This window comes from Opitutaceae bacterium TAV5 (genome assembly GCA_000242935.3).
Lineage (GTDB): Bacteria > Verrucomicrobiota > Verrucomicrobiia > Opitutales > Opitutaceae > Geminisphaera.
Genome location: CP007053.1, coordinates 4,936,057 through 4,958,035, shown reverse-complemented (window position 1 = coordinate 4,958,035; position 21,979 = coordinate 4,936,057). Strand labels below are relative to the sequence as shown.

At 63.9% G+C, this 21,979-nt stretch carries 18 protein-coding genes; 12 read left to right on the top strand and 6 right to left on the bottom strand.

Going from position 1 to position 21,979, the window contains the following annotated elements:
- The first annotated feature begins 180 nt into the window (after positions 1–180).
- The 4 genes from OPIT5_20975 (at position 181) to OPIT5_20960 (ending at position 4,939) form a co-directional block, all read left to right on the top strand.
- Positions 181–1,560, top strand: coding sequence for a membrane protein (locus OPIT5_20975; GenBank protein AHF92354.1), 1,380 nt, complete (start codon positions 181–183; stop codon positions 1,558–1,560).
- Positions 1,542–2,927 (top strand): ABC transporter permease, encoded by a 1,386-nt coding sequence (locus OPIT5_20970; protein ID AHF92353.1) that lies wholly within the window; start codon positions 1,542–1,544, stop codon positions 2,925–2,927. Before OPIT5_20975 ends, OPIT5_20970 begins: the two co-directional genes overlap by 19 nt.
- A gap of 67 nt (positions 2,928–2,994) precedes the next feature.
- Positions 2,995–4,119 (top strand): ABC transporter permease, encoded by a 1,125-nt coding sequence (locus OPIT5_20965; GenBank protein ID AHF92352.1) that lies wholly within the window; start codon positions 2,995–2,997, stop codon positions 4,117–4,119.
- 31 nt (positions 4,120–4,150) lie between these two features.
- Positions 4,151–4,939 (top strand): ABC transporter ATP-binding protein, encoded by a 789-nt coding sequence (locus OPIT5_20960; protein AHF92351.1) that lies wholly within the window; start codon positions 4,151–4,153, stop codon positions 4,937–4,939.
- 5 nt (positions 4,940–4,944) lie between these two features.
- Here OPIT5_20960 and OPIT5_20955 read toward each other — a convergent pair whose 3' ends face one another.
- On the bottom strand, positions 4,945–6,012 hold the full coding sequence (locus OPIT5_20955; GenBank protein AHF92350.1) for a LacI family transcription regulator: 1,068 nt from the start codon (positions 6,010–6,012) through the stop codon (positions 4,945–4,947).
- Between the two features lie 198 nt (positions 6,013–6,210).
- Between OPIT5_20955 and OPIT5_20950 the strand changes: the two genes are divergently transcribed.
- The 4 genes from OPIT5_20950 to OPIT5_20935 all read left to right on the top strand — a co-directional run bounded on the left by OPIT5_20950 (position 6,211) and on the right by OPIT5_20935 (position 11,313).
- The gene (locus OPIT5_20950; protein ID AHF92349.1) at positions 6,211–7,020 is read left to right on the top strand and encodes a glycosyltransferase family 1; all 810 of its coding nucleotides are present in this window, start codon (positions 6,211–6,213) and stop codon (positions 7,018–7,020) included.
- Between the two features lie 121 nt (positions 7,021–7,141).
- A complete protein-coding gene (locus OPIT5_20945; protein AHF92348.1) occupies positions 7,142–7,846 on the top strand; it encodes an N-terminal cleavage protein in 705 nt (234 codons plus the stop codon).
- Between the two features lie 28 nt (positions 7,847–7,874).
- A complete protein-coding gene (locus OPIT5_20940; GenBank protein AHF92347.1) occupies positions 7,875–8,513 on the top strand; it encodes a hypothetical protein in 639 nt (212 codons plus the stop codon).
- Positions 8,514–8,616: 103 nt separating this feature from the next.
- Positions 8,617–11,313, top strand: coding sequence for a hypothetical protein (locus tag OPIT5_20935; protein ID AHF92346.1), 2,697 nt, complete (start codon positions 8,617–8,619; stop codon positions 11,311–11,313).
- Positions 11,314–11,333: 20 nt separating this feature from the next.
- Here the strand turns inward: OPIT5_20935 and OPIT5_20930 are convergent, their stop codons facing one another.
- Entirely contained in the window at positions 11,334–11,471 is a 138-nt protein-coding gene (locus OPIT5_20930; protein AHF94568.1) for a hypothetical protein, read from the bottom strand.
- On the opposite strand from OPIT5_20930, the gene OPIT5_20925 reads away from it, so the two are divergent.
- A complete protein-coding gene (locus OPIT5_20925; GenBank protein ID AHF92345.1) occupies positions 11,471–13,498 on the top strand; it encodes a beta-galactosidase in 2,028 nt (675 codons plus the stop codon). The genes OPIT5_20930 and OPIT5_20925 overlap by 1 nt on opposite strands.
- Before the next feature lie 388 nt (positions 13,499–13,886).
- Here the strand turns inward: OPIT5_20925 and gpmA are convergent, their stop codons facing one another.
- From gpmA to OPIT5_20910, 3 genes are all read right to left on the bottom strand, one after another.
- Positions 13,887–14,654: a phosphoglyceromutase gene (gpmA, locus tag OPIT5_20920; protein ID AHF92344.1), complete on the bottom strand. Its 768-nt coding sequence runs from the start codon at positions 14,652–14,654 to the stop codon at positions 13,887–13,889.
- A gap of 335 nt (positions 14,655–14,989) precedes the next feature.
- A complete protein-coding gene (locus OPIT5_20915) occupies positions 14,990–16,294 on the bottom strand; it encodes a twin-arginine translocation pathway signal protein (protein AHF92343.1) in 1,305 nt (434 codons plus the stop codon).
- A 172-nt stretch (positions 16,295–16,466) separates the two neighbouring features.
- On the bottom strand, positions 16,467–17,987 hold the full coding sequence (locus OPIT5_20910) for a hypothetical protein (protein AHF92342.1): 1,521 nt from the start codon (positions 17,985–17,987) through the stop codon (positions 16,467–16,469).
- A gap of 106 nt (positions 17,988–18,093) precedes the next feature.
- Between OPIT5_20910 and OPIT5_20905 the strand changes: the two genes are divergently transcribed.
- Positions 18,094–20,367 carry a histidine kinase gene (locus OPIT5_20905; protein AHF92341.1) on the top strand — a complete coding sequence of 758 codons (2,274 nt, stop codon included), beginning with the start codon at positions 18,094–18,096 and terminating at the stop codon, positions 20,365–20,367.
- Between the two features lie 67 nt (positions 20,368–20,434).
- Positions 20,435–21,169 carry a LytTR family transcriptional regulator gene (locus OPIT5_20900; GenBank protein AHF92340.1) on the top strand — a complete coding sequence of 245 codons (735 nt, stop codon included), beginning with the start codon at positions 20,435–20,437 and terminating at the stop codon, positions 21,167–21,169.
- Between the two features lie 18 nt (positions 21,170–21,187).
- Here OPIT5_20900 and OPIT5_20895 read toward each other — a convergent pair whose 3' ends face one another.
- Positions 21,188–21,424 (bottom strand): hypothetical protein, encoded by a 237-nt coding sequence (locus OPIT5_20895; GenBank protein AHF92339.1) that lies wholly within the window; start codon positions 21,422–21,424, stop codon positions 21,188–21,190.
- 82 nt (positions 21,425–21,506) lie between these two features.
- Between OPIT5_20895 and OPIT5_20890 the strand changes: the two genes are divergently transcribed.
- Positions 21,507–21,743 carry a hypothetical protein gene (locus OPIT5_20890; GenBank protein AHF94567.1) on the top strand — a complete coding sequence of 79 codons (237 nt, stop codon included), beginning with the start codon at positions 21,507–21,509 and terminating at the stop codon, positions 21,741–21,743.
- The last annotated feature ends 236 nt before the right edge of the window (positions 21,744–21,979 follow it).

Sequence of the window (21,979 nt, the reverse complement as noted above, 5' to 3'; positions counted from 1 at the left end):
CCCTCCAGCCGGAGCCGACAACGGCCCCGGCTGTTTTCATGGAAAGGAGCGGCGGCGGAGACGCCGCCGCTCCATCAAACCGGATCCTGCTGGCATCACTTTGAGTCATCCCGGCCACCCTTTCCCCGATAAAATATTGAGCCCTCCGCCAGCCGCGCCGACACTCTCCCCTTCCGACGGATGTTTTATTACCTGACAACCACCCTCGAGGTCTTCCTCGCCACCGCGCTCCTCGCCGGGCTCAACCACGCTCCGCGGCCCGTGCCCGCGTTTCGTTGGCTTGCTTGGACGATCCTCGCCGCGCTGGCCGTCGGCATCACCACCGGCCGCCTCGTCCATCCCGTCACCACCACCCAGCTCTGGACTGGCGCCCTCCTCTCGGCGCTCTTCCTTGCCGTCCTTTTCGCTCAGCTTCCCTTCGCCAAAAAATCCGCGGCCATCGGCCTTGTCGTCACCGGCCTGCTCGCGGCGGCCGCCGGCTTCCGTTTCGGCCAGGACCCCAATCTCGGCGTCCTCACCGCCACCGCCGTCGTCAACACCGACCTCCTCCTCAACCTCGCCGCGATGCTTTTCGGCTTCGCGCTCGCCGTCACCCTCGGCGCTCTTCTCGCCCGACTCGTCCGCCGCTCGCCTCCGCTGCGCTGGCCGCTGCTCATTGCCAACACCGCCCTGCTCCTCGTCCCCCTCTCCGGCCAGATCGTTCTCGCGCTCATCCGCCTGAAAAAAATCCCCCTCACCCGCGACTGGCTCAGCTATGTAGCGCGCACCACCAACTTCCCCTGGCTCTTCACCTACATCGCTCTCGGCGCCGTAGCCGTCGCCGCCCTGCCCACGCTCCTGCGTACGTTCCGCTCCCCCGCCCTCCCCCCCTCTTCCGCTTCCGCCGCCGATCCCGCCCGCCGCAAAACCCTCGCCGCCCTCCACTCCGCGCGCCGCCTCGCCTGGGGCGCGCTTCTCGTCGCCGCCACGGCCACCGCCTGCCAGCTTTACTGGGACCAGGTGGCCTCGCGCCCGCTCCAGCGCAGCGACGCTGCGCGCATCACCGAAGCCGCCGACGGCAACATCCATCTGGCTCTCGCCACGCTCGCCGACAACCAGTTGCACCGTTACGAATGGATCGCCGACGACGGCAAGATCGTCCGCTTCTTCACCCTCAACCGCCACCCCGGCGCCGTCAGCCCGGCCGTTGTCTTCGACGCCTGCTCGCTCTGCGGCGACCGCGGCTACGCCCTGCGCGGCGACCGCGTCATCTGCATCGCCTGCGGGGTCAACCTCGTCCTGCCCTCGGTCGGCAAGCCCGGCGGCTGCAACCCGATCATCATCGAAAACTGGACCCAGACTGACACCGAAATCCTCATTCCCCGCGCCTCGCTCGCCGCCGGCGCCCAGGTCTTCACCACCTCTGTCGGTGACGACGACCGCCCGTCACACCACCAGCCCGTCGCCGAATGCGGCCTGCCCGGCGCCCACGCCGCCGCTCCCGCCGCCACGGCGGTATCCGCAACTCCGGCCGCCGCTGCCGAAACCGGAAACAAACCCGCATGCTGTTCCGGCTCATAATCCAGTCGTGGCGGCACAACCTGCGCCGCAAGACGCTCGCCATCGCAACGGTCTTTCTCGCTGCCGCGCTCATCTCCGCGCTCCTCGCCGTTTCCATCAACAGCGGCGACAAGATGTCGCGCGAGATGAAGTCCTACGGGGCCAATATCCTTGTCGAACCCGCCACCCAGGCCGTCCTTCCCGAACTCCTCGGCGACGCCGCACACGCGCCCCGGAACACCAGCGACTACATCGACGAATCCGAACTGCTGAACATCAAGGAGATCTTCTGGCGCAACAACATCCTCGGCTTCGCCCCCCTCCTTCCCGGCGAAGCCCGTATCATCACCCCGCCCTCTCCGGATTCCGGACTCCCGCCTCCGGCCTCCGGAGACCACAGCGACAAGGTCGTTCCGGTTCTCGGCACCTTCTTCGACAAGGCCCTTCCCCTGCCCGACGAACCCGCCTTCCGCACCGGCCAGAGCGACATCGCCCTTTACTGGAACGTCCGCGGCGAATGGCCCGAGGACGATGCTCCGCAAGCCCTCGCCGGCAGCCGCCTCGCCGCCGCCCACGGCTGGACACCGGGAACCCGCGTCACCCTCGCCTCCGTTGCCGAAGCCACCAACGCCCCGCTTCAAACGGCCAACGCCTCACAAGCACCGGCACCTCCGGTGACGGTGATTGTGACGGGCATTCTCGAAAGCGGCGGCCCCGAGGAGGACCAGCTTCTGCTCCCGCTTGCCCGCGCCCAGCAACTTCTCGGCCTCTCCGGCAAAGTCCAGTCCGTGCGTGTATCCGCCATGACCGTACCGGAAAACCGTCTTTCCACCCGCGCCCGCGTCGATCCCGATTCGCTCGCCGCCGAGGACTACGACCGCTGGTACTGCACTGCCTACGTCTCCTCCATCGCCCATCAGCTCGAGGAAACCCTCTCCGGCGTTGTCGCCCGCCCCATCTGGCAAGTCGCCGCGTCCGAGGGACAGATCATCACCAAAATCCAGCTCCTTCTCATCATCGCCACCCTCGCCGCGCTCCTCGCCGCCGCCATGGGCATCGCCTCCCTCATGACCACCACCATCATGGAACGCTCCCGCGAGATCGGCCTGATGAAGGCCCTCGCCGCGCGGCCCTGGCAGATCATGACGCTTTTTTACGCCGAAGCCGCGCTCAGCGGCCTGCTCGGCGGCGCCGCCGGTTGCCTTGCCGGCTGGGGGCTCGCCCGCCTCATCGGCTGGACGCTTTTCGGAGCGCCTCTCGAGTTTGCCTGGATCGTGGTCCCCGTCGTCCTGCTCATCTCGCTCCTCATCAGCCTGATCGGCACCTGGTTCCCCGCGCACCAGATCACAAAACTCTACCCGGCGGAGGTGCTGTATGGACGGAAGTGATACTCCTCCACGAAACGGGGCAACGGTGCCCCATCCCGCACCTCGCACTCCGCCTTCCGCATTTCCCATGTTCCGCCGCATGGTCCTGCGCGCGCTGACGAACCGGTTCCGCCGCGTCTCGGTCGTGTTCGTCGCGCTCACCGTCGGCGCGGCCATCGTCTGTGCGATGTCCGCCGTCTATTTCGACATCAACGCCAAGATGAGCCGCGAACTCCGGACCTTCGGCGCCAATTTCTACATCGGCCCCGCACAAGCCGACACCCTCGCGCAAACCACGTACGACGACATCATCGCCACCGCCCCCGCCGGCCTCGTCGTCGATGCCTGCCCCTGGCTCTACGGCACCGCCCGCGCCGAGCTTTCCCGCATCGCCATCGCTGGCACCAGCTTCGAATCCCTCCGTCCGCTCTCTCCCTGGTGGCAGCTCAACAGCGGTTCCTGGATCGGCGTCGATTTCGACGACCGCAACGCCATGATCGGCCACAAACTCGCCGCGCGCCTCGAACTCCGCCCCGGCCAGTCCGTCACCCTCCTCCGCGACGGCGCCTCCGAAAAAAGGACCTTCAACATCAAGGGCGCCGTCGAGACCGGCGACGCCACCGACAACCTCCTCATCGTCAATCTCGACGCCGCCCAGGCCTGGCTCGGCCAGCCCGGCCGCATCACCCATGCCCTCCTCCGTCTCGACACCGACGATCCCGCGCGCATCGATGCCTGGGCCGCCGACCTCCGCCAACGCCATCCCGACCTCGACATCCGCCCCATCCGCAAGGTCTCCGCCTCCGAAGGCGGGGTGCTCGAAAAGATCAAGGGCCTGATGGGGCTGGTCTCGCTCGTCATTCTCGTGCTTTCGACGCTCTGCGTGAACACCACGCTCACGGCCATCATCAGCGAACGCGCCAAAGAATTTGCCCTGCAAAAAGCCCTCGGCGCGCGCAACCGGGCCATCGTCCTGCAAATCCTCGCCGAGACGGGCATCATCGTCACCGTCGCCATCGTCGCCGGCTGCGCCCTTGGTTACCTCCTCGCGCAGATCCTCGGCCAGGCGGTGTTCTCCTCCAGCATCGACTTCCGCGCCCCCGTCCTGCCGATCGCGGCGACGCTTTCCCTGCTCGTCGCCTTCGTCGCCGCCATTGTCCCCACCCGCCGCGCCATGCAGATCGAACCCGCCGCCATCCTCAAAGGGGAATAAACAGAGCCCATCCAGATTCCTTTCCGCATCCATGACCGCCATTTTGAAATCTGAAATCCCGGATCTGAAATCCCTCCCTCCGTCCCGAGCGGAGGCCGGCCCCGTTGTCATCGAAACCCGCGGTCTCACCAAACGATTCGGTCACGTCACCGCGCTCGACAACGTCAGCCTCACCATCCGCCAAGGCGAGTTCATCGCCTTCATGGGCGCCTCCGGCTCCGGCAAGACGACGCTGATGAACATCCTCACCTGCCTCGACACCGCCACCGAGGGGAAAATCCTCCTCGACGGCGTCGACGCCGCCGCGCTCGATGACGAGGGCCGCCGCGTGTTCCGCGCCGAGAAGATCGGGCTCATTTTCCAGCAATTCCACCTCATCCCCTACCTCAGCGCGCTGGAGAACCTGATGCTGGCGCAGCACTATCACAGCATGGTGGACGAAGCCGCCGCGCGCGCCGTGCTCGACAAGGTCGGGCTCGGCCACCGCGTCACGCACCTGCCGCACCAGCTTTCCGGTGGCGAGCAGCAACGCGTCTGCATCGCCCGCGCCCTCGTCAACGAACCGCATTTCATCTTCGCCGACGAGCCGACCGGAAACCTCGACGAGGAAAACGAGCGCATCGTCCTCGGCCTCCTCCGCGACCTGCACCAACAAGGCCGCACGATCATCATGGTGACGCACAATCCCGATCTCATCTGCCACGTCGACCGGGTCGTCCGCCTCCATCACGGCAAGGTCATCTCGGATTCCCCGACCTGCGCCGCCAACTGCCCCATCCTCCCGCACCCGTCCGGATCGCCAGCCACCCGCCCGGCCTGAAGCCCCTATCGGCCGCCGGCCTCCGCCGGCGCTTCCGTCGATTCGCGGACCTCCATCCGCACCGGCACCCGATCGACACGCAAGGGCCCCGCCGACGGTTTATCCTTCGCCGCTCCCTTCGCGCTCCTGGCCGCTCCCAACCGCTCCACCAGACGCGCCGCCGCCCGCCGGCCGATTTCCACGGGGTCCTGCGCCACCGTTGTCAGCCGCGGCCGCACGCTCGCCGACACTCGCAGGTCCGCAAATCCCACGACCGAGACATCCTCCGGCACGCGCAGACCCGCGTCATGCGCCGCCGCCATCGCGTCCAGCGCCTCCCAGTCCGTAAACCCCATGATCGCCGTCGGACGCTCCGCCCTGTCACCCGACAGCAATTCGCGCGCATACCGATACGCCTCGTCCGAGCCGTAACGAGCGACTTCCCGTATCCAGTTTTCATTTACAGACACGCGGTTGCCGGCCATGGCACTGCGAAATCCCTCCAGGCGCGCCCGTCCCGTACTCGTCTTGCGATGACAGATATTGGCGATCTTCCGGTGCCCGAGCGCCAGCAGATGCTCCGTGGCCAGCACCCCGCCCTCAAAATCCTGGCTTCCGACAAAATCGTAGTCCTCACATCCGGCAAACGTCTGATCCACGACCACAATGGGGCGTCCGAAATTTTTCAGTTCCTGCAAATACGCCTGCGACGGCTGGTCTGCCGGAGGAAACATCAGCAAGCCGTCCACCCGCCGCTCCGCAAACGTCCGCAGCACCTGCTCGCCTTCGTGGACGCACAGGTCCCAGTTGATGACGATGGCGTCATACTCCGCGCCATACAGCACCGCCAGCATCCCCTCGATGATCCGCCCGGAAAAATCGCTGTGAAAGTCGTTGCACGTCAGCCCCACCGTCATGCTGCGCCCGCTCTGGATCGCATGCACCAGGCGGTTCGGTCGGTAATTGCGCTGGGTCGCCACGCTCAGGATGCGTTGCCGCGTCGCCTCGGAAACACCCGGCTTGCCGCTCAGGGCCTTCGACGTGGCGCCGAGCGAGACACCACAGATACGGGAGATTTCAGCGAGAGAAGACATAGCGGGATTCCATCAAAGTGAAAAAGGGTATCAGGAAAAGCCTTTCTTTGCATATCCATAAAACAACAGGTTTATTTAAAGGATATTATGAAATAATAGCTCCGACAGAGAAAGTACTTGTCTAATCGAGAGAAAATACTTTCCTTGTTTCAGTTTCCTTACCCGTTCCACCCTATGAACACCCGAATCACATCCTGCATGAACTGCGCGCGCTTCTTCACCGGAGCCGCTTTCCTGACCCTCCTCCACTTCTCCGCCGCGCACGCTGCGCCTGTCTCCTCATGGACGAAGACCACCGGCGGCTCGGCCATCACCGGTCTGGACACCGCCAGTCCGGTCTTCGGCGACGGCACCGCCAGTTCCGGGAACGGCTATCAAATCTACGCGGCCCTGCCCGAAACCTGGACGCTCGCCGCGGTCGGCGACTCGCTCTCTTTTTCGGGCTCCGTCAGCTTCACGATCGATGGCAACGCGGGCTCCGATCAATTCCGCTTCGGGCTCTTCGACACCCACGGCAGCAACAACAACACCGGCTGGCTCGGCTACTTCGCCACCAACAGTGGCACCGGCGGCAATCCCAACGGTCGCCTCTGGGAACGCAAGGACGGCAACACCACCGCCTACTTCAACAACGCGGACGTTTCGGCTTCCGAACTCCAGGCTTTTGCAGGAAACCCGGCAACGACCTTCGGCACGGGCACCTACGCCTTTTCCCTCTCCCTCGAGCGAACCGACACCGGGCTCCGCGTAACATGGTCGATCACCGGCACCGGCTCGACCACCTACTCCATCGGTGGCACCTATAATGACGCCACGCCGCTCACCTGGTCCTTCGACCGCGTGGGCCTCATGAGTGGCGGCGGCCTCAACGCCGCCCAAGCGAGCTTCTCCGACATCAACGCCACCTTCGCCTCCGCCGTCCCCGAGCCCTCCACCTGGGCCATGCTGGCCGCGTTGTTTGTCCTTGTCTCCGCCTGCCTCCTCCGCCGGCATTCTTCCCGGATGTAACTCGCCCGGACGCCCCCGCCGGCTTTCCTCCCCGGCGGCGATATGACTCCAGGCCAGTCGCCGCCTTTCCGCTTCCTGCCGCTCCCCCCTTCCCCCGCCTCCCCCAACATCACCCGTCGCCATGCCTGCCTTCACACTCCCCCGGACCCATCGTCGCCCGCCCGCTGCCTTCACCCTCGTCGAACTTCTGACCGTCATCGCCATTATCGGTATTCTGGCTGCCATTACGCTGGCCGCCGTCAGCAAAGTCCGCGCGCAGGCCCATCAGGCCCGCTGCGGCTCCAACATCCGGCAACTCGCGACACTCGCCGCCGTCTGGGCGCAGGACAACGGCGACTGGGTGCCGCAAGCATTGTGGGCATGGAAAAAAATCCACAACACATGGCCGGGGGCGACCAACCTGCGCAGCGTCGGCTACAATGACAAGGTGGGCACCTGCGGGGCGGTCAACGACGGCATCACCTACCCCCCCCATTACGGCCTCAACAGCCATCTCGCCTCGGCCGCAAATAACACGGTCTATTACGAACATGGATATTATAAATTTTCCAGTGTCCTCTCGTCGCGCACCATCCTCTTCGCCGAAACCAAATGGGTGAGCGGATGGTCGCAAAACGCCTCCAACGTCACCGATGCCGCGCCGGAAGGCGGCGGCAGGACCGGCGCGTACCTTGCCGCCGTTGGCGCCACCACCACCTTCGATCCGCGTCACAGCGGCAAGGGCTACGTCGCCTACGCCGACGGCCATGTGGCGCTTGGAACGGTGAAAGACCTCACCGCCACCAATCCCAACAATGATCCATGGAAAACTGGCATCACCCAGTAAGTCCTGGCTATTCGGTATCTATTTTATCATGACACGCATCCTCCGCCCGTTCGCCTTCTCCCTTCTCCTCGCCTGCGCGAGCCATCAGGCATCCGCCCAGGCTGCGGCCACCGCCGCTGCCGCGCCCGAGCCCCAGCTTCTCGTCAAATACACTTTTGAAAACATCCCCGCCCACATTCCCGGCTGGGGAGCCGGGCACGGCAGCACCTACAAGCCGGCCACTGGCTGGAAGACGCCTTTTACCGTCAAACTCGACGCCACCGACCCGCACTCGGGCACCGATGCCCTGCGCATCCAGATTCTGGAGACAACGAACGGCGAGAAGATCGTTCACACGCCCTCTATCCCGCTTCCCGAGGCGGATGCCGCCGCCTCGCCGGGCAAGGTCATCGTCCATCTCTATGCGCGCGCCAAAGGCCTGCTCGAATCAGGCGCCGCTGTCCGCATTCTCGAGCGTGACGCCAGCAACAAGCCCATCGGCTTCCTTGCCCACAAACAGAAGCTCGCCACCATCAAGTCGAGCGACACCTGGCAGGAGATCACGGCCCAGGGCACGCTGAATCCCCGCACGCGCAATTTCAGCCTCATGATCGTGCTGGACCGGGAGCAGACGCCCGCCACTGTCTGGGTCGACGACATTTCCATCGAACTCCAGCCCGCCCAATAAAAAAAAGCTGAAAAGCTGAAAGCTGAAAAACCGGGAGCCGGGGGCGAAGCGTGTTTCGCCCGGCTCCCGTGTATCCACGGCAAACATCCTGTTTTCATCCCTCATGTCACACCACCGCACCGTTTCCGCTGCCATTCGCTCACTGGCTTTCCTCTGCGCCTTCGCGTCCTTGCATGCGACAAGTCCTGCCGCTCCCGTCTTCACTTCCGCAGCCAAGGGCAACATCATGACAGCGTCCTCCGGCGTGGTGACATTCACTCCTCCTGCTGACCCGGCCAATCCTGTCAAGGACGGCGCGATCACCCTTCGCGACGAGAATAACAAAATACTGGATACGATTTCCCTGCCGTCAGCAGGAGCAGACTCCGCCATCGAAATCCCTCTGGCTCCCGGGTATTATGCCATCGAGGCCAAATTCACACGCGCCGATGGCAAAACGGAGACGCACAAAACAACCGCTGCCGTCGTCGGTCCGCTGCTCGACGATGCCGTCCGCCACCAGTCGCGCCTTGGCCTCTGGACGGTGCAGGGCGATCCCGATCTCGTGCTTGCCGCCGGCGCCCGCTGGAACCGGCGCATGGTATCCATTTTCGACCTTAAATCCGACATTCTCGACCCGTCCCCCGTTACCCCGGTCCGGAAGCTCTTTCAGCAAACCCCCTTCGAGCAGGTGGGCGTCATCTCTTTCGGTCTTCCCGAGTGGATACTGGAAACTCCGCCCGAAAAAAAGAAGAAGTTCGGCTCCACGTTTGCCCGCCCCACCAGCTACGGAAAACTCACGGAGCTGGTGGCGGCCTGGGCCGGACAGCAAGGGCCCAACTTTCCCCGTTATTTCGAGATCTACAACGAACCCGAATGGCAGTGGAAGGGGTCCAGCGAGGATCTCGTCCATGCTCTCGCGTCCATTGCCGACGGCATCAAGGCGGCCAGCCCGGATACCAGGGTCATGGGTCCCGGTTTTTCCACCATTCGCATCAAGGACCCCGCCCGCCTCGACCTCGATACGGCCAACCGGCTCGGATTGCTTGATCATTTCGATGGCCTTGTCATCCACGCCTACGTGGACGGCACTGCGCCTGAAGGTGAGTTTATCCAGCGCGTAATCGACTTGCAGGATTGGTTGCGCGAAGTCGGCCGTCCCGACTTTCCCCTTCACCTGACCGAGTTCGGCTGGACCACCGGCAAGGGGACCTGGCAGAAACCGGTCGATGAACTTGCCCAGGCCCGCTACCTCACCCGCTCCCTGACCCTTCTGGCCGCGCGCGGGGTCGAGAACGCGACGTACTTCTGCCTCCAGTACAAGGCGGCTCCCAATGCAGGCGAGCGCGGGTTTTCCATCGTCAACGACGACGAAACCCCCAAGCCCTCCTTTGCCGCCTATGCCAATCTTGCCCGTTGGATCGCCGGTGTGCGCGGTTCCGGCAATTGGCTTCGCCTTACACCCTCCACGCATCTTGTCCTTTTCGAGCGCGACAACGCCAATTCCATCGCTATCGCCTGGGACACGGAAGGGGATCGCAGCGTCGATTTCCCTCTCCCGACCATTCGCCGCACCAGCATGACAGGCCGCGATTTTCCGGAAAATTCATCGCGTCTGACGCTTTCGCCCAGTCCGGTCTTCCTTGAGTTTGCCACCCGGCAAGCTCCCGCTCTCCATACCCTGCCAACACTCAACGTCATGCGCGGCGGGGATCCCGTTGCTCTTCCCAAAACCGCCCCATGGATTGCTCCCTCTCCGCTTTCCACGCAGGACAACCAACACGTGGTCGTCCCATCCTCCGCCTCCAACGGAGATTACCTCGTCCTGGCTCCGGATGGAGACGGCTGGCTGGCCCAGCCCGTGCGTGTGATTCCTCCCCTCGGCATTGACGCTCCCTCGTTGCAATGGCCCTCCGGAGAGGCGGCGCCCCGGCTCGTTGCGAATCTGATATCACATACGACCACGCCTCTCACCACCCGTGTGGCCGTGGCTCTCGATGGAGCCCGCGACCAGTTCATCGATCCGCCACCAATGCAGGCCGGGGAAACACGTGAGCTTTCGATTCCGTTGCGTGGCCTGATTTCCGGCCAGCGATATCGGGGGCGCCTTGCCATCGACAGCCGCCATGCGGACCGGCGCGACCAGATCGTCCGCCCGCTTGATATCACGCTGGTCACCAGCAGCCGGCTTCCCGCTGCCGGAGCCCGGCCTGATTGGGCAAACATCCCGGCTATTGATTTTTCCAGATGGGGACAATTTGGCGGCCCCATTGCGCCGGAAGATTGCTCTGCCTCCCTGCAATCCGCCTGGAGCCCTGACGCCCTCTACCTTCGTGTAGTGGTGCGCGATGACGAACACCTCAATACCCACGCCACCACCAACCCCGAGGCCCTCTGGTCGCAGGATTCCATCCAGATCGGGCTCGATCCCGATTATGCCAAAACCTGGGAGGCCAACGATCTCTTCGGCCTCAAGGGACATCGTGCTTTTGAATACGGAGTCGGCTGGAGCGGAAAGCCCGGCGAGACTCCGGCCAACTGGCGGTGGATTTCCTATGTGCCGGAATTGCCCGTTGGCACCTCGGATGACCGTATCAGCCAGTCAATCACGCGCAGCGGTGACGTGACGACTTATGAGATCCGTTTCCCCTGGGAAACCCTGGGGCTGGACAAGGCACCCGAGGCGGGAACGCCCATCGGCATCGCCCTTTCGGTCATGGATGCCGATTCAGGCAAGAAAGGCCGTCGCGCACTCCAGCTCTTTGGCGGCATCAACGAAGGCAAGGACCCGGAGAAATACGGGCCGGTCTGGTTAAGATGAGGGAAAAATCCACGGGACGTTTACACAAAGAACGCAAAGTGCGCAAAGTCCGGACCTGACCGGAAACGCCACACCGTCGAAACCTTCGCGTTCTTCGCGATCTTTGTGTAAAAAATCAGTGTTTCCCGGATCCCCTCCCATCCGGATTTTTGTAACAATGTTTCATTCACATCAACGTCAGGTTCACCTCGATTTTCACACCTCGCCGTACATTCCCGACGTCGCTTCCGAATTCGATCCCGCCGCCTTCGCCCGCACTTTTCGCGACGCGCATGTCAACAGTGTGACCCTCTTCGCCAAGTGCCACCACGGCATGTGCTACTATCCGACAAAAACCGGCGTGCAGCACCCCGCGCTCGACGGACGCGACCTCCTCGGCGAACAGATCGAGGCCCTCCATCGCGAAGGCATCCGCGCCCCGGTCTACACGCCCGTCGGCTGGGAGGAAGATGTCGCCCGCAAGCATCCCGAATGGCTCCAGCTCCGCGACGACGGCACCTTCGCCCGCGTCGCCAATGCCGATCCCTCGCTCCCGCCCCAGCCCGGCGGCTGGTGGTACAACAATTTTCTCCATCCCGATTACCAGGATTACATCGAAGCCCATCTCCGCGAACTCTTCGAGCGCTACGGCGACGCCATCGACGGCCTCTTTTTCGACATCGTCGTCATGGCTCCCCGGGCCTGCTGGAGCGATGCCTCTCTCCGCTTCCGCGAAAAACACCACCTGCTCGACCGCGACGCCGCCACCCACGTCCGCTTCGACACCGCCGCGCAAGTCGCCTTCGCCCGCCGCTTCACGCCGCTCATCAAAAACCGTCTGCCCGCCGCCACCGTTTTTTACAATTCCACCAACGTTCTCAACGCCGACTCCCGCTGCGGCGTGCGCGCGCGGCACGACCTGCAAACTCACTGGGAACTCGAATCCCTCCCTTCCGGCTTCTGGGGTTATCACCATTTCCCCCGCCTCGCCCGCGCCTTCGGCCACTGGGGCAAACCCTGGCTCGGCATGACCGGCCGCTTCCAGCGCATGTGGGGGGATTTCGGGGGGATCAAACCCCAACCCGCCCTCGAATACGAATGTTTCCGCACGCAGGCCCTCGGCGGAGCCAATTCCGTCGGCGACCAGCTCCCTCCGCGCGGCCGGCCTGATGCCGGGGCATACGATCTCATCGGCGCCGTTTTTGCCCAATGCGCCGCCGCCGAGCCGTTCTACGCCGGCAGCGCGCCCCTCCCGCAAATCGGGATCGTTGCTCCCGGCGATCCGACGCTCGACTCCGCCTGCACCGACCTGTCGCTTGAAGGCGCCATCCAGATGTGCGACGAATCACACTACGACACCGTCATACTCGATGATGCCTCCCCTGTTGATCCGGCCGCCCTCTCCCTCGTCATTCTTCCGGACAGTGTTGTCGTAACCGGAAAACTACAGAAAAATCTCGCTGCTTATGTCCGCGCCGGCGGCAAACTCATCGTCTCGCACCGCAGCGGTTTTGGCGCACCCGGCGCCCCTTCGCTCCTCCCCGGCGTGAACCTCACGCTCGCCGGTGACGTTACGAACTATCCCTCCTACTGGCGCGCCCGGCGCGAATTCTCCGCCAGCCTCTCGCGCAGCGACCGCGTCGTTTATGAGCCCGGTGTCAACGTCGAGGCCGGTCACAACACCCTCACGCTTGTGGACCGCATTCTTCCCTATTTCCGCCGCACGGACCTCACTTTTTCATCCCACTTCCAGACCCCGCCGCAAGCCGTCGCCGACCGGCACGCCGCCGTCCTCGCGGGCGACCATTACGTGTATTTCGCCGACCCGATTTTCCGCGAGTACCGCCATTCGGGAAACATCGCCGTCCGCGACGGCTGGCGACTCGCGATGCGGCGCCTCGTCGGCCCCGCTCCTTTCGGCGAAGGCCTCCCCACGACGATCCAGGTGATTCCCCGCCGCCGCGGTGACGATCTCCTCCTCACGCTTCTCCACTACATCCCCACGCGCAAGGCGCTCACCGTAGACATGATCGAGGAACGGGAAACGTTTGCAGGAGAATATCTCCGGTTCCCGCCGGGTTCACCGGTGACGCGGGTGCTCGATTTCGAGTCCGGTTCGGAACTGCCGCGCAACGCCGACGGCAGCTTTGCCCTTCCGACCCGCAAGGGCCGGTTGCTGCTGAAAATTCCGGGGTTTTTTGTGTAAATATCCGGAGGCAGGAGAACCGGTGTCCCTGATATTTTTACGTTATACCAAAGCCTGCAAATTTTTACACAAAGGCTGCAAAGATCACAAAAGATTACCAGTTACCTCCTTCGCGTCCTTTGCAAAGCAACCCCGAGAAATCGTGCACAAAAGCGCATGATTGCCCTCGGTGCGGATGCGTTCCGGATTCAAACCGGGATGGCCACAAAAAACACAAAATTCCTGTCTGCCCGACGGGAGTCTCCCGCGCGCTTATAAGCGCGATGGAGGATTCCATCCGCGGTGTGTCTTTTCGTGTTTTTCGTGGCCATTCTTTCTGTCCCTTCGGTTGCGGCACAACTGCCCCAGGCTCTTTTTGTAAAAATCCGGAGATTTCAGGACCGTGGCCTCAGGCCGGTTTCGTCTGGCCCTGGGCGGCGACTGCGGCGGCTTTGGCGGCGATCTCCGCAGGATCGCCGAGGTAGTGGTGGCCGACGGGTTTCAGGTCGGCATCCAGTGTGTAAACCAGCGGCACGCCGGTCGGGATGTTGAGTTCGACGATATCCTCCTCGCTCACGTGGTCGAGGTACTGGACGAGTGCGCGCAGGCTGTTGCCGTGCGCGGAAATGAGGAGGCGTTTCCCGGCCCGGATTTCCGGCGCGATCTCGCCGTGCCAGAGCGGAAGGAAACGCGCCACCGTATCCTTGAGACACTCGGTGAGGGGAAGCTCCGCCGCATCAATGCCGGCGTAGCGGGGATCGTGTCCGGGAAAGCGGGGATCGGATTTTTCCAGGACCGGCGGCGGCACGTCGTAACTCCGACGCCACACCTTGACCTGATCGTTGCCGAATTTTTGCGCAGTCCCGGCCTTGTTGAGGCCCTGCAGCGCGCCGTAGTGCCGCTCGTTCAGACGCCAGCTTTTCGAGAACGGAATCCAGAGCTGGTCCATTTCGTCGAGAGCGAGCCACATCGTCCAGAGCGCACGCCGCAGGAGGGAAACATACGCCGCGTCGAACACCAGTCCCGCCTCCTTCATCAGCCGTCCGGCCTGGCGCGCCTCTTCCCGGCCCTTGTCCGTCAGATCGACATCGGTCCAGCCGGTGAAACGGTTTTCACGATTCCATGTGCTCTCGCCGTGACGCAGCAGGACCAGCGTATGGGTATCCGGTTTCATCATGCGCCCGTGATAACCGTTCGGGCCGGGATGTCGAAAGATCCGTGCGATTTCACGTTGGGGAACCTCTAAAAATTGAACAGAAGGCAACAAAGAGAACGAAGAAAAACCAAGAGCATTTATCATTCTTTCCTGCACAAGGTGCTTATAAAAAATAAATTCTAATTCAAAACCTTCTTTGTTTCGTCTTTGTTCTCTTCGTTTCCTCCTGTTCAAAAAACGTATTTTCAGAACCGCCTTTTGGGTTACACCCGGACAGACATCCGGATGGTCCCGCGCCGCGCTCCGCATGCCCTGAGCGCGAGTCAGGCAGGCGCGAGGTGGGCCGCGTCGCGACCTCACACAAACTCCAGCGGTTTGTAGTCGCCGCCGAGGATGTCCTTGGCCGGGCAGCCAAGCCAGCGGTCGAGCACCGTCGTGTACACCTGCCGGAAATCGGTGGTGAACGTCAGGTCGTCGCGCTTGTCGATATCGAGCGACGCCTCGGTGCCGTGCATCGTGCCTTTCAGCTTCGACCCCATCACGAACAGCGGCGCCGCCGTGCCGTGGTCCGTGCCGCGCCCCTCGTTCTCCGCCGGACGCCGCCCGAACTCCGAAAAGGTCATCGTCAGCACCTGGTCGGCCAGGCCTTTCGATTCGAGGTCTTTCTGGAAGGCCGCGAGGCCTTCCGAGAGATTGCGCAGGAGGTTGGCATGCTGCGGCGCCTGGTTGTTGTGCGTGTCGAACCCGCCCAGCGACACGAAATAAACCCGCGTCGAAAGGCCCGCCGCGATCAGCGCCGCCACGTTGCGCAGCGAACCGGCAAAACCGTTGCCGGGATAACTCGCCCCCGGCTGGTAGGCGCCGAGCACCTTCTGCACCTTCTTCTCCGTCACGAGCGCATCCATCATCGTGGATTGGAGGAACGAACCGTTGGAGTGGTCGTGGTCGCCGTCGCCATGGCCGCCGCAGGTGATGAGTTTTTCGAGCAACTGCACGGCGTCCTTGTCGCGCTTGCCGCCGCGGGCGCCGAGCGTAAGGCCGAAGGTCGAATGCGCCTGCTCCGCGCCAAACGACTGCGGCACTTCGGCGCTGATGTGCACCGCTTCGGGATCGTTGCGCGCGCCGGCGCCGGCAGCGACGGCGGCGTTCGCCGCGGCGACGTCGGTCGGCATCCCCGCGCAGGCGTTGTCGAGGAAGCGCCCGATCCAGCCGGTGGCGAGCACGTCGTCGCTGCCGGACGCCGTCTCCCAGATTTCCATCGAACGGAAATGGCTGCGGTTGGGATTCGGGTAACCGACGTTTTGCACGACGCCGAGTTTGCCGTCCTTGAACAGCTCGTGCATCGCCGTGCAGGAAGGGTGCAGACCGACCCGGCCGTCGAGGTCGAGCACCTCCTCCTTCTTCAGGCCGAGCGTGGGACGGAGCTTGTAGTAGTTGTCGTTCTGGTACGGAGCCACCGTGTTGAGCCCGTCGTTGCCGCCGGCGAGCTGGACGAGCACGAGGATGGTGCGGTCTTTTTCCGGCGCGGGCGTCGAGGCGAGCGTGGACTGCACGAGAAACGACGGCGCAAACCGCGCAAAGGCCAGCAGGCCGATGCCCTGCGCACTGTAGCGTAAAAATTCGCGGCGGGTGGTGGGGAGAAAATGGTGCGGATTCTTCATAAGGCAGAGTGCTGATTTTTTAACCACTGATGATCACTGATGGACACTGAGCAAGGCAGACCGGGTCGATGCTCGCAGGTGGATACATGGCAGATGCCGGTCTGTAACAGATTATCAGTTACATATTCTTTATCAGTGTGCATCAGTGTCCATCAGTGGTTGAAAACGCATTTCAGCAGAGCTGGTATTCGGGCGTTTGCAGGACGACGATGGCGGCTTCGCGGACGCGGCCGACATCCGGATTTCCGCCGCCGGTTTCCTTGCGGTTTTTCCGGTCGTCCGCGGCAGTGGCGAGGAAGTCGCGAAGGGTGGCGCGGAAGTCGGTGTTGACCGGCACGGGCAGGAAATAATCCACAAAACGGGAGGTGATTTTTTCGGAGCCGAGTTGTGAAAATTCGCGCAGGCGGTCGTTATCGACCGCGAATTTTTTCGCGCCGTCGCTGCGCGCCACCGCGAGGGCGCGCTGGTCGTCGGCATTGAGCCTTTCCTCGCGAAAGGGCGTGAAGAGTGTCGCCACGAGCTGGCGGCGCGCGGCCAGCGTGGAGGCGTTGATCCAGACGCGTCCGCCGACCCAGCCGCGGACGTTGGGCGGACGAAACACGGTCTGCCCCATCTGCCGCAGCGGCACCAGCGTGGTCCGCACGAAGGGCACGACATCGAGCTGCAAATCCTGGAGCAGGCCGACGTAATACTGGACGGGACTCTTGATGTAGTTGGCCTGAAACGATTCGTGGTAAAACGCCCGCGAGCCGAAGAAGCGGAAGCAGAGCTGGCGCAGGTTGTAGTTTTTTCCCCGCCACCAGGCGCCGAGCGGGGCAAACCACTCTGCATCGGGAGGGTCACCGGCAAGGTAAAATTTCGCCATCTCGCGCGGCAGGAAGGTGGCGGCGGCGGGTTTTTTGTAAATGAGGTCGATGACGTCGTCGCCATCGTAGTTGCCGGTCTGGCCGAAGAGGGTTTTCGGGGTGGCGTCGTGCTGGCGTTTCGCAAAGCGGAACTCGCCTTCGCGGTGCCGGTAGCCGGTGAAGGCGCGGGCGGCTTCCTTGATGTCGTCCTCGGTGTAGTTGCCCTCGCCGAGGGTGAAGAGCTCCATCAGCTCGCGTGCGAAGTTTTCGTTGGGCGCTTTCAGGTGACTGCCCTGGAGATCGAGGTAGACGATCATCGCGGGCGAACGGGAAACGGCCTTGCTCAGGGCGGGCGCAGAGCCGGCGGCGCCGTTGCGGAGGATCTCCCAGTGGCGGTAGATGAAATCGGGGTTGCTCACCTTGTCCGAGGCCGTGACGTACACGTTGGAGAGGAACAGCAGCCACTTCTCGAAGGCCGAGGCGGCGGGTTTGGCAGCCTGCTGGAGCCAGCGGATGGCGAGCTCGTCCATGTACTGCCGGTGCAGTTCGCGGGCATCGCGCTCGAGCATCCGCTTGCGGTCCACCTCGACGGTCTCGCGGGCACGCTGGCGAAGCTCCTGGGCGCGCCGGATGCCGTCGGCCATGAGCGGGGGCGGCGTGAATGCGGGCGGCGAAGCGGGGAAAATCCGCGCCAGTGTGGCCTGCAGGCCGTCTTTCATCGCCCGGTCCACGTCCGCAGGAATAGCCGTCCAGCCTGCCCGGCGGAGGAGGTGACGGGCGTGTTGCGGCGTCCATTGATCGTCCGGCAATGGCAACCAGGCCTGGTCAGGGGAGAGCAAAGGCGTCATGACAAATGGCAAAAGTGGTCGGGTCTGTCCTGCGAAAAGAGCTGCGACAGGGGGGACGTTCTTATGTGTCAGAGAGTTTCTCCGGATTTCGGAAAAAATCAAAGGAATGGCGGCATTCGCGGCCCTGCTCCGCCGCATTGCAGCCAGCCCGATGAACTGTCACGGTTCTTCTTTTTCAGCCTCCCCGATGCCGCTACCACCATCGTCACCCGCGTCCCGTCTCATCCGGCAATCCTGCCGCCGCCGTTTCATGCTGTCGGCAGGTGTCCTGGCTCTGGCCCTCGCCGGCACCGGCCGGGCGACGGGATCACAACCCGCGCACGCCGACGCGGGCGCCGTTGACCGGGCAGTGGTCCCGACTGCCACCGGAGAGACCAGCCTCACGCCGTTTTTGTCCGTCCTGCGCGATCCGGGAGGGAAGGAGACGTTTGCCTCCGTCAGTGACGTCTCCCGCGCCGCCGGCTGGCAGGCGGTGCCGGCGGCGGGCCGGATTCCCGGCTTCGGCTACACGGACGATGTGCTGTGGTTGCGCGCGCGCATTTCCGCTCCGCCCTCTGCGGACCGGGCATCGTCTGCCCCCGCCTCTCTCCCGTCCTCTCCGCCGTCCGCCGCCTCGCGGCGCTGGATGCTCGAACTGGCCAGCACCCGGTTCGACATGATCGACTGGTTTGTCGTCGAAAACGGCCGCCTCGTCTTCACGGCGGCGGGAGGCAATCTCCGCCCGCCTTCCGGCAACATCCCGGGCGCGGGAAATCCCCGCTACCCGGCGATCCCGCTCGACCTGACGCCGGAGCGGAGCGTGGACGTTTACCTGCGGCTGCACACCGAAGGTTCCGCGTTCGTGCCGCTGACCCTGTTGCCTTACGATGCCTGGGTGCAGGCCGTCGAACGCCAGGCGTGGCGCGGCGGCCTGTTTTTCGGGTACATCGTCGCCATGGCGGTCCTCGGTTTCATTCTGGCCAGCCTCACGCGCAACCGGGGTTTCCTGCTCTGCTACGCACTCGTGCTCGCGTGTGCGGGCGGATTGCTCTTTTGCGTCGGCGGCTACTACTCCTGGCTCGGCTGGCCGGGGGCGTCGTTCTGGGTGCGGCATGGCGTGCTCCTCTGGCACGGGCTGACGATTCTCGGATTTTTGATGTTTCTGCGGCAGATTTTCGAGCTGTCCCGGTCGTCGCCGCGGCTGGACCGCTGCGCCCGCGTGCTGATGATCGTGATCGCGGCGTGGTTGCCGGTGATGCCGTTCGGCCCGTACCGGGCGCAGATCATCGCGATCCAGGGCGTCGAGGCGATCAGTTGCCTCATCACCCTTGTCGTTGCGGGCCTCCGCATGCGGGACGGCGTGAAATCGGCACGCTGGATTTTCGCGGGGTGCCTGGGGCTGTGCGTCTGGAATCCGCTCCTCTTTCTCGAATTTCTCGACTTCGTCCCCATGCATATGTCGAGCGAGCAGGTGATGCAGATATCGACCGCGCTGGCCTGCATCTTTTTTCTCGGAGCCATGGCCGATCGCATCCGGGAAATCCGGCATGAAAGCGCACTGGCCGCGCAACGTGAACGCGAGGCGCACGAGGAGATGACCCGCCGGCTGGAGCAGGAAGTGCGCGACCGCACGGCGGACCTGCGCAAGGCCAAGGAAAAGGCGGAGGAAGCCAGCCGCTTCAAGACGCTGTTCCTCGCCAACATCAGCCACGAGATCCGCGCCCCGCTGAGCACGCTGGTCGGGCTCTCCCAGGCGATGTGGATGCAGAGCGAGCGTTACCGGCTGCCGGAGGATTTCGCCCGCTTTCTCAACCAGATCCGCACCGGCGGCCAGTACCTGAACCTGATGCTGACCAACCTGCTCGACATCTCCGCCTCCGAGGAAGGCCGCATCCCGCTGCACCTCCAGTCGCTGGATCTGGACGCATGGACATCGTCCGTCCGCAACCTGCTGGAACCGCTCGCCACCAACCACAACGTCCGGCTCGTCTGGCTGTCCGAAGGCGACCCCGGAGCCGGCGGCGCCGGTTCCCCGCCGGCCTCGCGAACGATCGAAACCGATCCGCTCCGTCTTACGCAAATCCTGCTCAACATCGCGCATAATGCCATCAAGTTCACGCCCCCCGGCGGCAAGGTGACGATCGGTCTGGAGCGGACCGCCGGCCTGCTCCGGCTCACCGTTTGCGACGAGGGGCCCGGCATCCCGCCCGGGGAACGCGAGTCTGTTTTCATCGCGTTCCGGCAGACCGACATCCGCGCCATCGTCAGCGACGGCGGCGTGGGACTCGGCCTGTATGTCGTGAAGACCAACGTCGATCTTCTCGGCGGTTCCGTCGAGATCCGCGGACTCTCCCCGTGCGGCACCGCCTTCACCGTCGACCTGCCCGCGCCGGCAGGATGAGGGGTTGCCATCCGCGCCGGCGGGAGCAGACTGGCGTACCGACTCCACTGCAATCAGTTTAGCCCCCATGCGCCTCGCCATTATTGATGACAATCCGATTGACCGGATGAATCTGCGCACCCTTCTCCTCGCCCACCCGACAGCAGAAATCGTGGGCGAGGCGGCTGATCTCGCCTCGGCCCGCCTGCTGATCCGCCAACACCGGCCGGACGCGATTTTTCTCGATGTCCAGCTGGGCCGGGAAAACGGTTTCAGCCTCCTGGAGCCCGACAATCCCGAAAAACCGCCGCTCGTCGTCTTCTGCACGCTGCACAAACACTATGCGGCGGACGCCTTCGACGCGGACGCGGTCGATTACCTGCTCAAGCCCATCATGCCCGAACGCCTCGCCCGCGCGCTCCAGCGCCTCGATGCCGCGAGCCCGGCAGGAGCCGGCCAGGCCGGTGCCGCCCCGTCCCCGCTCGATCTCGACGACCTGCTCGCCTTCCGCTACGGCGACGAGCGGCGCATCATGGAAGTAAGCCGCATCGCCACGATCTCCGGCGACCGCGATTATTCGAAGGTCGTCACCTCCGACGGACGCGAGTACCTCGACAACCGCCGCCTCCGCGACTGGCAGCGACTGCTGCCGCCCAAGCGTTTCCAGATGCTGGACCGCTCCACGATCATCAATCTGGCCGAGGTCGTTTCCTGGCGGGAGACGGACGAAGGCGGGGAACTCACCCTGCGCAATGCCCGCCGCCCCTTCCCCATCGGCCACGCCGCGTTGCGCCGCCTCGAGGAATTTCTCGGATCGCGTTGAGGAGGTTACGGGAGCGGCCTAGCCGCCCTGCCCGTCGCCTTCCTCCGGCGTCCCCGGGCCGTACCCGTTGACCGCCTCGTCCGCCTTTCCCACCGGCGGACACCCGGCATCGTACCACGCCTGCAATACCGCCCCGGCATACCGCGACTTGGTCCAGCCCAGCGCGCCGGCCCGCGTGATGATTGCGCGGGCGACCGGCTCGGGAACGGTGGTTCCGAGCAACGCCTTGCCTGACCCGATGGAGTGAGTCGCCATTTTGCCTCAATAGAAACAGAAAATGATTGACGACAAGTCACTAAAGGTTGCGATCCTGAACCAAGTCTTTAAAGAGTGTAAAATGCATCACCTGACCGCAGAAACCTCTCGCAAGGTCATCCGTGCCCTCACCAAGGCTGCCCGGAAGCGGGGATGCACTCCGGAGGAGCTGGCCAGCGAAATCCTCGTCGCCGCTTTTGCGGATGCCAGGAACGGCGGCATTTTCCTGCCATCGGGAAAACCTCCGCCGCGAAAATCGCTCCGTCGCCCGTCCCCCCGCTCCTTGCGCGCCGCCTCCTCCCTCTCGCCGCCCCGCTAGCCCCGTGCAATCGTCCCTCAGGAAACCAGAAGATGTCCTACCACGCCGATCAGTTATTGTGTAATTGCAGAGACACCAGGCAGTCATGCCGCCCGCCCCATGGGGCCGCCCCCCCTCCCGGGCCGTGTTCCCTCCGTTTTTTCCCTCGCATCCCGTCCCTTTCGCAGACCGATTCGGGCCGTTCGCAGAAAAAATTCCGCCTTTGGCAGAATGCCGGTCGACACTGCGCTCCCTCC

Coding starts and splice junctions, on each gene's coding strand:
- OPIT5_20975 (AHF92354.1), top strand. CDS start 181: ATGTTTTATTACCTGACAACCACCCTCGAGGTCTTCCTCGCCACCGCG.
- OPIT5_20970 (AHF92353.1), top strand. CDS start 1,542: ATGCTGTTCCGGCTCATAATCCAGTCGTGGCGGCACAACCTGCGCCGC.
- OPIT5_20965 (AHF92352.1), top strand. CDS start 2,995: ATGTTCCGCCGCATGGTCCTGCGCGCGCTGACGAACCGGTTCCGCCGC.
- OPIT5_20960 (AHF92351.1), top strand. CDS start 4,151: ATGACCGCCATTTTGAAATCTGAAATCCCGGATCTGAAATCCCTCCCT.
- OPIT5_20955 (AHF92350.1), bottom strand. CDS start 6,012: ATGTCTTCTCTCGCTGAAATCTCCCGTATCTGTGGTGTCTCGCTCGGC.
- OPIT5_20950 (AHF92349.1), top strand. CDS start 6,211: ATGAACTGCGCGCGCTTCTTCACCGGAGCCGCTTTCCTGACCCTCCTC.
- OPIT5_20945 (AHF92348.1), top strand. CDS start 7,142: ATGCCTGCCTTCACACTCCCCCGGACCCATCGTCGCCCGCCCGCTGCC.
- OPIT5_20940 (AHF92347.1), top strand. CDS start 7,875: ATGACACGCATCCTCCGCCCGTTCGCCTTCTCCCTTCTCCTCGCCTGC.
- OPIT5_20935 (AHF92346.1), top strand. CDS start 8,617: ATGTCACACCACCGCACCGTTTCCGCTGCCATTCGCTCACTGGCTTTC.
- OPIT5_20925 (AHF92345.1), top strand. CDS start 11,471: ATGTTTCATTCACATCAACGTCAGGTTCACCTCGATTTTCACACCTCG.
- gpmA (AHF92344.1), bottom strand. CDS start 14,654: ATGATGAAACCGGATACCCATACGCTGGTCCTGCTGCGTCACGGCGAG.
- OPIT5_20915 (AHF92343.1), bottom strand. CDS start 16,294: ATGAAGAATCCGCACCATTTTCTCCCCACCACCCGCCGCGAATTTTTA.
- OPIT5_20910 (AHF92342.1), bottom strand. CDS start 17,987: ATGACGCCTTTGCTCTCCCCTGACCAGGCCTGGTTGCCATTGCCGGAC.
- OPIT5_20905 (AHF92341.1), top strand. CDS start 18,094: ATGGCGGCATTCGCGGCCCTGCTCCGCCGCATTGCAGCCAGCCCGATG.
- OPIT5_20900 (AHF92340.1), top strand. CDS start 20,435: ATGCGCCTCGCCATTATTGATGACAATCCGATTGACCGGATGAATCTG.
- OPIT5_20895 (AHF92339.1), bottom strand. CDS start 21,424: ATGGCGACTCACTCCATCGGGTCAGGCAAGGCGTTGCTCGGAACCACC.
- OPIT5_20890 (AHF94567.1), top strand. CDS start 21,507: ATGCATCACCTGACCGCAGAAACCTCTCGCAAGGTCATCCGTGCCCTC.